This window comes from Microbacterium sp. CCNWLW41, assembly GCF_037083505.1.
Genome location: NZ_JBAOJP010000011.1, coordinates 81293 through 93313 on the forward strand (window position 1 = coordinate 81293; position 12021 = coordinate 93313).

The 12021-nt window shown below is 72.3% G+C and carries 11 protein-coding genes; 2 read left to right on the forward strand and 9 right to left on the reverse strand.

Annotation, left to right across the window (positions count from 1 at the left end):
• The first annotated feature begins 6 nt into the window (after nucleotides 1-6).
• Nucleotides 7-1122 carry an adenosine deaminase gene (locus tag V6R91_RS30295; protein ID WP_336398410.1) on the forward strand — a complete coding sequence of 372 codons (1116 nt, stop codon included), beginning with the start codon at nucleotides 7-9 and terminating at the stop codon, nucleotides 1120-1122.
• A gap of 61 nt (nucleotides 1123-1183) precedes the next feature.
• Here V6R91_RS30295 and V6R91_RS30300 read toward each other — a convergent pair whose 3' ends face one another.
• The 7 genes from V6R91_RS30300 to V6R91_RS30330 all read right to left on the reverse strand — a co-directional run bounded on the left by V6R91_RS30300 (nucleotide 1184) and on the right by V6R91_RS30330 (nucleotide 7704).
• On the reverse strand, nucleotides 1184-1993 hold the full coding sequence (locus V6R91_RS30300; RefSeq protein ID WP_336398411.1) for an alpha/beta hydrolase: 810 nt from the start codon (nucleotides 1991-1993) through the stop codon (nucleotides 1184-1186).
• Nucleotides 1994-2019: 26 nt separating this feature from the next.
• Nucleotides 2020-3192, reverse strand: a complete 1173-nt coding sequence (locus V6R91_RS30305; protein ID WP_336398412.1) for a mannitol-1-phosphate 5-dehydrogenase — start codon at nucleotides 3190-3192, stop codon at nucleotides 2020-2022.
• Nucleotides 3192-3629, reverse strand: a complete 438-nt coding sequence (locus V6R91_RS30310) for a PTS sugar transporter subunit IIA (protein ID WP_336398413.1) — start codon at nucleotides 3627-3629, stop codon at nucleotides 3192-3194. Before V6R91_RS30310 ends, V6R91_RS30305 begins: the two co-directional genes overlap by 1 nt.
• A gap of 139 nt (nucleotides 3630-3768) precedes the next feature.
• Nucleotides 3769-5328 (reverse strand): PTS mannitol transporter subunit IICB, encoded by a 1560-nt coding sequence (locus V6R91_RS30315; protein ID WP_336398414.1) that lies wholly within the window; start codon nucleotides 5326-5328, stop codon nucleotides 3769-3771.
• A 26-nt stretch (nucleotides 5329-5354) separates the two neighbouring features.
• Nucleotides 5355-7022, reverse strand: coding sequence for a phosphoenolpyruvate--protein phosphotransferase (ptsP, locus tag V6R91_RS30320; RefSeq protein ID WP_336398415.1), 1668 nt, complete (start codon nucleotides 7020-7022; stop codon nucleotides 5355-5357).
• 2 nt (nucleotides 7023-7024) lie between these two features.
• Complete coding sequence (locus V6R91_RS30325; protein ID WP_336398416.1) at nucleotides 7025-7303, reverse strand: HPr family phosphocarrier protein; 279 nt, start codon at nucleotides 7301-7303, stop codon at nucleotides 7025-7027.
• Nucleotides 7304-7335: 32 nt separating this feature from the next.
• Nucleotides 7336-7704 carry a PTS sugar transporter subunit IIB gene (locus V6R91_RS30330; RefSeq protein ID WP_336398417.1) on the reverse strand — a complete coding sequence of 123 codons (369 nt, stop codon included), beginning with the start codon at nucleotides 7702-7704 and terminating at the stop codon, nucleotides 7336-7338.
• A 120-nt stretch (nucleotides 7705-7824) separates the two neighbouring features.
• Here V6R91_RS30330 and V6R91_RS30335 point away from each other — a divergent pair, with 120 nt between their 5' ends.
• Nucleotides 7825-9768 (forward strand): BglG family transcription antiterminator, encoded by a 1944-nt coding sequence (locus tag V6R91_RS30335; RefSeq protein WP_378882419.1) that lies wholly within the window; start codon nucleotides 7825-7827, stop codon nucleotides 9766-9768.
• Nucleotides 9769-10130: 362 nt separating this feature from the next.
• On the opposite strand, the gene V6R91_RS30340 is transcribed toward V6R91_RS30335, so the two are convergent.
• Together V6R91_RS30340 and V6R91_RS30345 are read right to left on the reverse strand one after the other, a co-directional pair.
• Nucleotides 10131-11081, reverse strand: coding sequence for a hypothetical protein (locus V6R91_RS30340; protein WP_336398418.1), 951 nt, complete (start codon nucleotides 11079-11081; stop codon nucleotides 10131-10133).
• A 316-nt stretch (nucleotides 11082-11397) separates the two neighbouring features.
• Nucleotides 11398-11982 (reverse strand): GNAT family N-acetyltransferase, encoded by a 585-nt coding sequence (locus tag V6R91_RS30345; RefSeq protein WP_336398419.1) that lies wholly within the window; start codon nucleotides 11980-11982, stop codon nucleotides 11398-11400.
• Between the last annotated feature and the right edge of the window lie 39 nt (nucleotides 11983-12021).

Genomic DNA, 12021 nt, shown 5'->3' on the forward strand with positions numbered 1-12021 from the left:
AACTCCATGCCCATCGATCAGCACGGCGACGCCATCCTCGACGGACTGTCGGTCCGCGGCCTGCCGAAGGTGTCGCTGCACGACCACCTCGACGGCGGCGTGCGCCCGGCGACGATCATCGAGCTCGCCGACGCGATCGGGCTGGAGGTTCCCGAGACCGACCCGGACGACCTCGCGGACTGGTTCGCCGAGAAGAGCGACTCGGGCTCGCTCGTCGAGTACCTCAAGACGTTCGACCTGACGACGGCGGTCATGCAGACCCGCGAGGGGCTCACGCGCGTCGCGCGGGAGTTCGTCGAGGACCTCGCCGCCGACGGCGTCATCTACGGCGAGGTGCGCTGGGCTCCCGAGCAGCACCTCGGCCGCGGCCTGTCGCTCGACGAGGTCGTCGCCGCCGTGCAGGAGGGCATCGAGGAGGGCGAGGATGCCGCCGAGCGTCGCGGACGCGACATCCGCGTCGGACAGCTCATCACGGCGATGCGCCACACCGACCGCTCGCTGGAGATCGCGCGGCTCGCGGTGGACTGGCGCGGCCGCGGCGCGGTCGGCTTCGACATCGCCGGGCCGGAGGACGGATTCCCCGCCTCGAATCACCGCGACGCCTTCGACTACCTCGCGTCGGAGTTCTTCCCGGCGACCGTGCACGCCGGAGAGGCCGCGGGGCTCGACTCCATCCGCTCGGCGCTGATCGACGGCCGCGCGCTGCGACTCGGCCACGGCGTGCGCATCGCCGAGGACCTCGAGGTCGTCTCGCGGGCGGGCGAAGAGGTGCTCGTGCAGTTCGGCGATCTGGCGCGCTGGGTGCGCGACCGCGAGATCCCGCTCGAGCTGTCGCCGTCGTCGAACCTGCAGACCGGCGCGATCGAGCGCTGGGGCACCACGATGGAGGATCACCCCTTCGATCTGCTGTACCAGCTCGGCTTCTCGGTGACGGTGAACGTCGACAACCGCACGATGAGCCGCACGTCCCTGACGCGCGAGCTCGCCCTGCTGGCCGAGACGTTCGAGTACGGCCTCGACGACCTCGAGGCGTTCCAGCTCAACGCCGCCGCGGCCGCGTTCCTCCCGGTGGAGGAGCGCGAGGAGCTCATCGAGCTCATCGCCGAGGGCTTCGGCGCCTGACGCCACCCGTGCTCGGCACCCCCGGGCTGAGGCGCACTCATCGTGGGTCGGAGCGCGACGGTCACCGGTCGGCGACGGCGGTGACGGCGAAGGCGCCGACCAGTTCGGTGAGCTGCCTCCGCATGTCGTCGTCCGAGATCGTGGGCGTGCCGTCGCCGGCCTGCGGGCCGTAGTCGCCGAACGACGAGTGGCTCGCCCCCTCGATCTCGTGCATCTCCGCGTCCTCGGGCAGGAGGTGTCGCCCGTCGGCGATCTCGCCGGGCGTCGAGAGACCGTCCTCACTGCCCGCGACGCTGATCACGGGGAGCCCCGATGCCGCCAGGTCGGTCGCGCAGTACGAGGCGAAGAGCGCGAGGCCGTCGGCATCCGTCGCCAGCTGGCACGCGCGGACGCCGCCCAGGGAGTGCCCGCCGACGAGCCACGTGTCGACGTCCGGGGCGAGCTCGGTGAACGCTCCGAGCGGGCGCAGGTCGAAGAAGGCGAGGTTCAGCCACGGCTTGGTGATGACGACGGTGATGCCGTCCTCGGCGACGAGGCCCGACAGCTTGTCGGCGTACGCCCACGGCTCGACCTTCGCGCCCGGCACATAGACGAGTCCCACGTCCGCGCTGCCGTCCGCCGGCGCGAGGACGATGCCCGCGTCCGTATCGGTGACCGCGATCGCGGAGTTCGCCCGCACGGCCGCGACCGGCCCTTCCTCGGCCGCCATCACGCCGACCTGGCTCCAGACCAGGATCGCGACGACGCCGAGGAGGATGACGGCGGCGAGCGAGCCCAGGATCCACCACAGCACCCGCAGTCCGCGGCGTCGCGGCCGCGTCGCGGACGCGTGCGAGGTGGCGTGCGCGGGGTCGGCGTCGCGTGCGGTCACGGCACGAGCCTATTCCGCGCCGCCGCCTACTCCGATGACTCCGGCTGCTCCGCCAGCTCCGCCTGCCGCGCCGCGACGACGGCCGCCACGCGGGGGAAGAGCGGATGCCCGGGCTCCAGGCCGGTGACCGCGGCGGTGAACTCTCCGGCGTCCTGCTCGCGCAGCATCCGCTGCAGGTCGACCGACTGCGCGTCCTCGGCGTCGTCGAACGCGAGTGCCGCGCCCATCGCCGCGAGGAGGGCGTCGACGCCGAGCCCGCGCTCGGCGGCTTCGGCCGCGGGACCTGTGAAGCGCTCATGGCGCGACAGCTTGCGCAGCGGCTGGCGGCCGACCCGCCATACCGTGTCGGGGAGGGCGTGGTTGCGGAACCGCTGCAGGATCGTCGCCCGGTAGTCGGCGAGCGACGGCGCGCCGAGCCCGTGCTTGGCCTCCAGGAGCGCCGAGGTCTCCTCCAGCGCGGCCGAGACGCGTGCGGCGATGGCCTCGTCGGCGAGGGCGTCGGCGATCCCCTCGATCCCCGCCTGCGCCCCGAAGTAGGCGGTCGCGGCGTGCCCGGTGTTGACGGTGAAGAGCTTTCGCTCGATGTAGGGAGCCAGGTCGTCGACGAAGTGCGCGCCCGGGATGCTCGGCGGGTCGTCCCCGAAGGGAAGCCGCTCGATCGCCCATTCGAAGAACGGCTCGACGGTCACGTCGACGCCGCCGCCGTCGGGCTGGGCGGGGACGATGCGGTCCACGGCGGTGTTGGCGAACACGGCGCGGGAGGCCAGGCCGTCCCACGCATCGGCCGCGAGGGCCACCATCTCGTCGCGCAGCAGGTCGGTCGCATTGATCGCGTTCTCGCACGCCATGATCTGCAGCGGCGGGCTCGACGGGTTGCGCAGCGCGAGCCCGGCGACGATGTGCGGGGCGACGAACTTGAGGATCGTCGGCCCGACGGCCGTGGTGACGACGTTGGCCGTGGCGATCTCCTCGACGACCTCGTCGGGGTGCTCGGCGCTGTTGATCGCGCGGAAGCCGGTGACGACGGTGTCGCGGCCGCCCTCGCCCACCTCGTGGACGGTGTAGCGGTCGGTGGCGTTGATGGCGTCCACGAGCGACGCCGCGACGTCGGAGAACACCAGCCGGTAGCCGCCCTGGTGCAGGAGCAGGCCGACGAATCCCCGGCCGATGTTCCCGGCCCCGAAGTGGACCGCCTTCATCAGACGCCCGCCGCCGACACGAGGGCGAAGAGCTCCTCCGGCGTCTGGGCGGCCTTGAGCTTCTCGACCTCGTCCTCGTCCGAGAACAGGATCGCGATCTGCGACAGGATCTCCAGGTGCTCGTCGCCCTTGCCTGCGATGCCGATCACGAAGCTGACCGGGTTGCCGTCCCAGTCGACGCCGCCGTCGTACCGCACCACCGAGAGGGCCGACTCCAGGATCTCGTTCTTGGTCTCGTTGGTGCCGTGCGGAATGGCCAGCTCGTTGCCCATGTAGGTCGAGACCGTCTGCTCGCGCTGCAGCATGGCGTCGTAGTAGGCGCCGGTGACGGCTCCCGCGCTCTGCAGGATGTCGGCGGCCTCCCGCATCGCGTCGTCTCGCGTCGCGCTGCCGGAGTGGATGCGCACCTGACCGATGCTCAGGACCTCGCGTGCCATGTCATCGCCTTTCTGGTTGATCGTCTGTGGCTGTGGGGGACGGATGCCGCGGCCGGCCGTGTCCTCGACCTTACGGGCCGCTCGGGAGAAGGGCGATGGGACCGGGGGCATCCGCCTGCCCGGCCCCATCGCCGCCTTGTTACGCCTTGCCCTCGTGCTGGGCACGGACGAGATCGACGACCTCGTCGTAGCGCGGCGAATTCATGAAGTTGTCGACCGAGACGTGCACCGCGTCGGGCGTGCGGTGGCGCGCCCGGTCGGTGAGCTGGTTCTGCGTGATGACCAGGTCGGCCGACGGGTCGAGGTTGGCGATCGCCTTGTTGACCACCGTGACGTCCTCGATGCCCGCCTTCTTGATCTTGTTGCGCAGGACGCTCGCGCCCATCGCCGAGGAGCCCATGCCCGCGTCGCACGCGAACACGATGTTGCGGATCTGGCGCTCGGTCATGGTGGGAGGCTCCACGCCGCCGCCCGCCTCGGTCGCCGCTCCGCCGCGGAGGCCGGTCAGGTGCGACGAGGACTTGCCCTTGGCCGCCTCGGTCTGCGTGATCGCGGCGCCGAACGCGTCGTCGGTCGCCGCCATCGCCGCGAGGTCGCGCTTGCGCGAGGCGCGCAGGATCAGCGCGGCGATGACGAAGGTCACCGCGGCCGAGAGGATCACCGACAGGATCACCGCGAGGTACGCGCCCGTGGCCGTCTGCGCGAGCACCGCGATGATGCTGCCCGGAGCGGCCGGCGCGCGCAGCGCGCCGCCCAGGAGCATGTTCGTGGTGACGCCCGTCATGCCGCCGGCGATGAGCGCGACGATCAGGATCGGCTTCATCAGCGCGTACGGGAAGTACACCTCGTGGATGCCGCCGAAGAACTGGATCACCGCGGCACCGGGGGCCGAGGCGCGCGCGGCGCCCAGGCCGAAGAAGGTGAACGCCAGCAGCAGGCCGACACCGGGGCCGGGGTTGGCCTCGAGGAGGAACAGGATCGACGAGCCCTCCTCGGCGGCCTGCGAGATGCCGAGCGGCGTCAGCACGCCGTGGTTGATGGCGTTGTTCAGGAAGAACACCTTCGCCGGCTCGATGATGATGCTGGTCAGCGGCAGCAGGTTGAAGTCGACGAGCCACTCCACCGCGCGCGACAGCACGCCCATGATGCCGTTGACGAGCCACGCGACCGGGTAGAACCCGACGATGGCCATCACGAAGCCCCAGATGCCTGCCGAGAACATGTTCACGAGCATCTCGAAGCCGGCCTTGATCTTGCCCTCCCACAGGCTGTCGAGCCACTTCATCGTGTAGGCCGACAGGGGGGCGAGGATCATCGCGCCGATGAACATGTGCACCTGACCCAGCTGCGCCTCGCCCTCGGGGAGCGTCGCGTTGAACTGGGCGATGAGCAGGTCGGAGCCGGCGATCGCGCCCATCGTGGCGATGGATGCCACGACGCCGCCTCGGATGCCGTACACGATGCTTCCGCCCGTATAGGCGATCAGGATCGGCAGCAGGTAGTGGATGAACGGACCGACGATCGTCGCGAGGTCGGCGTTGGGCGTCCAGCCGACTCCGATGAAGAACGCGGTGAAGATGCCCCACGCGATGAGCGCGGGGATGTTCGGCATGATCATGCCGGACAGGTACGTGCCGAAGCGCTGGACTCCGACTCGCGCCTTGCTGGCGCCCGATGTGGGCGCAGACGCCGTTGTCATGACTTTCTCCTTCTCTCCGCGGCCGCTCAGGCGGCGGGCTCTCGGGTGACGGCCGCCTGGGCGGCGGCTCGGGCGGATGCCGCGTCCGACGCGGCGACGGCGGCCGAGGCGATCTCGCGCGCCTGGTCGAGGGTGTACTGCAGCAGGGTGGCCCGCACGTCGGCGAGAGCGGTGGGGGCCATGGACAGGCTCGTGGCGCCGAGGCCCACGAGCACGACGGCCAGCAGCGGGTCCGCTGCCGCCTCGCCGCAGATGCCGACCGGCTTGCCCGTGGCGCGGCCGGCTTCGCCGACCTCGCCCACGAGCCGCAGCACCGCCGGGTGCCACGGATCCTGGAACGAGGCGACCGATCCGAGGAGCCGGTCGGCGGCGAGCGTGTACTGGGTGAGGTCGTTGGTGCCGATCGAGGCGAAGTCGGCCTCGGCGAGGATGCGGTCGGCGAGCAGGGCCGAGGACGGCACCTCCACCATGACGCCGGCGGTCTTGATGCCGTAGTCACGGGCGACGTCGACGAAGTAGGCGGTCTCCTCGACGGTGGACACCATCGGCGCCATGACCCACAGGTCGGCGTCGGTGGCGGCATCCGCCTCTGCCAGCGCGGTGAGCTGCTCGCGCAGGATGTCCTCACTGGCACGCAGCGCGCGGAGGCCCCGCAGGCCGAGCGCGGGGTTCTCCTCGTGCGCGTCGTTGAGGAAGGGCAGCGGCTTGTCGGCGCCGGCGTCGAGCACGCGCACGACGACCTTCTTGCCGGGGAACGCCGCCAGCAGCCTCGTGTACGCCTCGCGCTGCTGCTCGACGGTGGGTGCCTGGCTGGCGCTGAGGAACAGGAACTCGGTGCGGAACAGCCCCACGCCCTCCGCGCCGAGCGCGACGGCGTCCGGTGCCCCGTCGGCATTGCCGAGGTTGGCCAGCAGCGGCACCGGGGTGCCGTCCGCGAGCGCGCCGTCGGTGATCGGCGCGGATGCCGCGGCCGCGCGATCGGCGGCACGACGATGCGCCCGGTCGAGCTCGTCGGCGGTCGGCTCGGTCGTCACCACGCCGGCGGCGGCATCCACGATCACCGTCTCGCCCTCGCGCAGTCCCTTCGCGTCCACCGCGCCGACCACGGCGACGATCGACTTCTCGCGCGCGAGGATCGCGGTGTGCGAGGTGGGCCCGCCCTCGGTGGTCACGAGCGCCAGCACCTTGTCGAGGTCGAGCAGGGCGGTGTCGGCGGGCGCCAGGTCCTTGGCGACGAGCACGAAGGGATGCCCCGGGTCGGGCACGCCCGGCGCCGCCACGCCGCGCAGCCTCGCGATGACCCGCTGGGCGACGTCATCGAGGTCGGCGGCGCGCTCGCCGAGGTAGCCGCCGAGGGCCGTCAGCTGGTCGCGGAACGACGCGAAGGCGTCGAACACGGCGAACTCGCCGGTCTTGCCCTGCGCGATGCGGGCGTTCACCTCGTCGGCGAGGCTGGGGTCCTCGGCCATCATCGCCTGCGCCTCGAGCACCTCCTGCGCGGCGCCGCCCGCCTGCACGCCGCGAGCCTCGAGCTCGCGGGCGACAGCGGCGACGGCATCCGCCACCCGCGCCTTCTCCTCGTCGTGGGTCAGCGTGCTCGGCGCGTCGGACGGCGCCGGCAGCGGCTCCGCCATGCGCGCGACGGGACCCTGGGCCACGCCCAGGCCGATTCCCACACCCCGAAGCTCGGTCATGTTCACGCCTCCGCGTCGTGGTCGGTGGTCAGCAGTTCCGCGAGCCGGTCGAGCGTGGGCTCGGCGCCGTCGCCGTCGGCGGTGAGGGTGACGTAGTCGCCCTGCTCCACGCCCAGGGCGATCACGCCCAGGATGCTCGCCGCGTTGACGGGCGCGCCGGAGTCCTTCGCGATGGTGATCGGGATGCCGGCATCCTTCGCCGCCTGTGCGAAGAGCTTCGCGGGGCGGGCGTGCAGCCCGTGCGCCGATCCGATGCGGACGGTGCGGGAGATGGGGGGCATGTCGTGACCTCTCTGTCGGAGTCCGGCGTCGTTCAGTCTTCGGGTGAGGCGGTGCCGGCTGCGGGGGCCGCGTCCGTCGCCGGCCGTGGACCCTCGTCGGCTCCGGCTGCGGCGCGGACCAGCTCGAGTGTCCGTGTGCCGTCCCGGTCTCCGAAGATGTCGGGCGGCAGCAGCACCACCGTCGTGCCCCGCGCGGCGGCATCCCGTTCGATGCGCTCGAGCGCATGAGCCAGATGCGGTCCCACGAGGACCATGTCGGCGGCGTCGAGGTCGATCGGGAGCGACCGCTCGGTGCCGGCGAAGGCGGAATAGTCGAGCCCCCGGGCTTGGGCTGCGTGGCGCACGCGCTGGGCGACGAAGGTGCTCGAGGCACCCGCTCCGCAGACCACCAGGATCCTCATCGATCCGCCTCCTCTGGAGCCATTCTTGTGAGAACGCTGAGAGGGGACAACCAGTCCTTCTTCCGCGGGGGCGGAAACGCGGACCGGCCGGGGCGTCCCGGCGCGTGATTGACTGGGCGTGTGACCCGGGCCCGGCAAGATCGCGTGCTGGGGCTCCTCCTGCGCGACGGGGACTGGATGACCGCGTCCGCGCTCGCCGACGCCCTCGGCGTCACGCCGCGCAGCATCCGCTCGTACGTCACCGCGGCCAATGCGCGGGTGGCCCCGGGCGTCGCCGTCGAATCGGGCCCGCAGGGATACCGGGCGGGATCGGACGCGGCGGCCGCGCTGCGCGCCGGCGGTGATGCCGGGACGCCGCGCGATCGGCTCCACACGCTCGTGCGCGCGCTGCTGGACGCACCCGACGGCATCGACGTGTTCGAGACCGCCGACGCGCTGCACGTGTCGACGGCGACGCTGGACGCCGACCTCGCGCGGGTCCGGGGACTGCTGGGCGGCACCGAGCTGACTCTCGAGCGCTCCGCGTCGCAGGCGCGCCTGCGCGGCACCGAGAGCGCCCAGCGACGGCTGCTCAGCCGGCTCGCGCACGACGAGATGGATGCCGGGTCGTTCGACATCGCCGCCCTGCGGCGGACGCTCGGCGAGGGGTCGGTGGGGGCGCAGGCGTTCGGGCCGTTCAAGTCCGACCTCGTCGCGCGGCTCGGCGAGCTCGGCTGGTTCGTCAACGAGTTCGGGATCGGCGACGTGGTGATGCACATCGCGATCGCCGCGGACCGGACGGCCCGGGACCGGCCGCTGGACGCGGCGGGCGCGGATGCCGCGGGCGACCGGCCGACGCAGCGGCAGGTCGCCGAGATCATCGCCGAGCTGTCCGCGCAGCATCTGGGGGTGCGGCTGGGCACGGCCGACCTGCAGCACCTCGCGACGCTCGTGCTGACGCGCGTCGTCGCCCCCGACGGTGCGGCGGGCGAGGCATCCGGATCCCGGCCGGCCTCGCTCGACGCGGAGGTGGAGGAGGTCGTGCGGGAGGTCGTGACGGCGGCGGCCGACGAGTTCCTCGTCGACATCGTCCACGACGACTTCGTCGCCCGACTGGCGCTGCACGTGCAGAACCTGCTGCACCGCGCCCGCGAGCAGGCGTGGTCGCGCAACCCGCTCACGCGCTCGCTCAAGTCGACCTACCCGATGATCTTCGAGGTCGCGGTCTTCATCGCCAGCCGCCTGCAGCAGCGGCTGGGCATCCCGCTGCCCGATGACGAGATCGCCTACATCGCGATGCACGTCGGCGGGCGTCTCGAGCGGAGCCGCCGCGCCGACCAGCTGCTGACGGCGACGATCGTCTGCCCGGGCTACTACGACCTGCACGAGCTGCTGCGCTCGAGCGTCGATCGCTCGCTCGGGCGGGCCGTCGAGGTCGTCGGCGTCGAGACGCGCGTCGACCCCGACTGGGGCTCGATCGACACCGACCTCGTGCTGACGACCATCGACCCGCCCACGACGAGCGACCGCATCGTCCGTATCCAGCCGTTCCTCACCGACGCCGACGTGGAGCGCGTGCACACGGCGGCGGGACGCATCCGCAGGTCCCGGCGCCTCGCGCGCCTGCGCGCCGAGCTCGAGCGGTACTTCGAGCCGTCGGCCTACCTGCGCGGGCTCGACGGCGTCGCGGCCTCAGGGGACGAGGGCGTGATCCGGGCGCTGGGGGCGCTGCTGGTCGGACAGGGCGTCATCGACGACGAGTACGTCGAGCGCACCATCGAGCGCGAGCGCCTGTCGTCCACGGCGTTCACCGACGCGCTGGCGGTGCCGCACGCGCTCGAGATGACGGCATCCCGCACCGCGATCGCCATCGGGATCGCCGACCCGTCGATCCCGTGGGGCGACGGGCGCGTGCAGGTGGTGGCGCTGGTGGCGTTCTCCGAGACCGACCGCGAGGCCTTCCAGACCGTCTTCGAGCAGTTCGTCGAGGTCTTCAGCGAGCGCGACAGCGTGCAGCGGATCGTCCGCCGAGGCACTGACTTCAACGCCTTCCTCGACGAGCTCGTCGCCGTGATCGACGGCTGAGCCGCGGCATCCGTCTCCTCCGGGGCTGCCGGCGTCCGTCCCCTCTCTCGGGATTGCCCATCGGTTTGGGGCGCACGGCGACCGTTCGGGGCGCGCGGTGACCGTTCGGGGCGCGCGCGGTGCGCCCCGATTGCACGCGGCGCGCCCCAAACCCGCGGCGTGGCCGCAACTGCTGCACGCCGACGTCATCTCGAGCGCACAGGGTGCCGCTCGCCTCGGTTCGGGGCGCGTGGCGACCGTCCCCTCTCGGGATTGCCCATCGGTTTGGGGCGCACGGCGACCGTTCGGGGCGCGCGCGGTGCGCCCCGATTGCGCGCGGCGCGCCCCAAACCCGGCGGGGGCGGCGAACCCGGCGGAGGACGTCAGCGGGGCGGCCGGATGCTGAAGGCCTCGAGTCGCATCCGCAAGTCCGTCGCCGTCGCGAGGTGCGGCCACCCCCAGCGGGCGTAGCGGCGCTGGGTGGTCCCGCGGATCCAGTCCTCGCGCTGCTTCTCCTCGTCGAAGACCTGCGACGACGTGCGGCCGTCGAGGATGTTCCCGTCGACGTACTTGATCGCTCCGTCGAACTCCCCGAAGGCGTCGGCCTCGTCCAGGCCGAAATCGACGTAGTACGGATGCATGCCCCGCCCCGGCACCGCGACCTGCAGCTCGAGGGAACGGAAGCCGATCTCGCGGAGCCGGATTCGGCTGATGCTCTCGCCGGGCAGCTGTGCGCGCCCGTCGGCGAACTCGAGGGCGCGACGAGCGCGCGTGCGACCATGAGCCGATCGGCTCGCGATCACGAGCACCTCCCGCCGGAACCGCTCCGCTCCGGCGAAGTCGTATTCACCCGGAGCGGTGACGAACTGCCGGCGCAGCGCGGCGTCGGCGATGGCGACCGACTGCTCGAACGAGGCGGTTCGGGCGACGTCTGAGACGGTGCGAGCGAGCGATGTGACCTGGAGTCCGTCGATTTCGACCATGTCATCGTCCCGGAGTTCGCCGCGGTGACGGATCACGCCACCGGCAGCACCCGGTCGCGCGTGCGGCGCGATGACGTGCACCCGGTTCCGATCCGCGCGATACAGCGGCAGGCCATGCACCGCGGCGGCCGTCTCGTGAGAGATCACGGGTGCCGTCGGCGAGGCCAGCGCCAGGGCACGAGCGCGCGCAAGGACGCGGGCTTCGGGCCTCGCGGCATCCCACGCCACCGTGTCCACGTAGACCCCGACTCTCAGCCGCGTGAGCTCGCCGGCGGTGACCGCCTTCGTGAGCCGGCGGGGCGTCATCGCGCCGAGGAGTTCCTCGCGCCTGAGCAGTGTGAGGGCGGCCATGTCGGTGAGTCTCCGTCGCACCGCCGTGGGTGCGGCGCCCGGGCCCGGAAAGTGTGGACAACTTCAGCCTGTGGAGGAGGTGCCGCGCGTGTTCGCGGCATCCGCTCTCCCCGTTCCTTCCGGCCTCGGGGATCCCGGCATCCGGCCCCCGCCCCGTGCGTTCGGGGCGCGCGGCGCACGTTCGGGGCGCGCGCGGTCCGCCCCGAAAGCATCCGGTGCGCCCCAAACCCAGATAGGGGGCCGGACGCAGCCAGGGCGGGACGACACGGATCCAGAACGACGGATGCCGCGGCCGGGCCGCGCCGAGCTCCCCGGGTCAGCCGCGGGCGAGACGCTCCGTGAGGTCGAGGCGCACGGCCGGCCACTCGCCGGGGAGGATCGAGAACACCACGGTGTCGCGCAGCGTGCCGTCGGGGCCGAGGCGGTGGTTGCGCAGCACGCCGTCCTGCTTCGCGCCGAGCCGGGCGATCGCGGCGCGCGACTGCCGATTGTGCCAGTGCGTCCGGAACTCGACCGCGATGGCGTCGCACGCCTCGAAGGCGTGCGCGAGGAGGAGGAGCTTCGACGCGGTGTTCACGGCCGTGCGCTGCGCCTCGAGCCCGATCCAGGTGTGGCCGATCTCGACGTGCCGGTTCGGCTGGTCGATGTTGCAGAAGGTCGTGGTCCCCACGACGCGACCGGTGTCCAGGCGGCGGACCGCCCACGGATTCATGTGCCCCTCGTCGCGCCACGCGAGCCGCTGTGCGATGTCGGCGTCCACCTCGCCGGGACGCGGCACCGAGGTGTACCAGGCGTGCTCCAGCCCGACGGCGGCCGCACTCAGGTCGGCTGCATGCTCCGGCGACAGCGGCTCGAGCCGGACGTGGGCGTTCTCGAGTGTGAGGGGCTGGGTGAGGAGCATTCCCCGAGCCTAGGGCTGGATCGGCCCGAACCCCCGTGC

Excerpts from the sequence above, each read along its gene's own strand:
- V6R91_RS30295 (WP_336398410.1), top strand. The coding sequence starts at position 7 with ATGCCCATCGATCAGCACGGCGACGCCATCCTCGACGGACTGTCGGTC.
- V6R91_RS30305 (WP_336398412.1), bottom strand. The coding sequence starts at position 3,192 with ATGAAGGCGGTCCACTTCGGGGCCGGGAACATCGGCCGGGGATTCGTC.
- V6R91_RS30310 (WP_336398413.1), bottom strand. The coding sequence starts at position 3,629 with ATGGCACGCGAGGTCCTGAGCATCGGTCAGGTGCGCATCCACTCCGGC.
- V6R91_RS30315 (WP_336398414.1), bottom strand. The coding sequence starts at position 5,328 with ATGACAACGGCGTCTGCGCCCACATCGGGCGCCAGCAAGGCGCGAGTC.
- ptsP (WP_336398415.1), bottom strand. The coding sequence starts at position 7,022 with ATGACCGAGCTTCGGGGTGTGGGAATCGGCCTGGGCGTGGCCCAGGGT.
- V6R91_RS30325 (WP_336398416.1), bottom strand. The coding sequence starts at position 7,303 with ATGCCCCCCATCTCCCGCACCGTCCGCATCGGATCGGCGCACGGGCTG.
- V6R91_RS30330 (WP_336398417.1), bottom strand. The coding sequence starts at position 7,704 with ATGAGGATCCTGGTGGTCTGCGGAGCGGGTGCCTCGAGCACCTTCGTC.
- V6R91_RS30340 (WP_336398418.1), bottom strand. The coding sequence starts at position 11,081 with ATGGCCGCCCTCACACTGCTCAGGCGCGAGGAACTCCTCGGCGCGATG.
- V6R91_RS30345 (WP_336398419.1), bottom strand. The coding sequence starts at position 11,982 with ATGCTCCTCACCCAGCCCCTCACACTCGAGAACGCCCACGTCCGGCTC.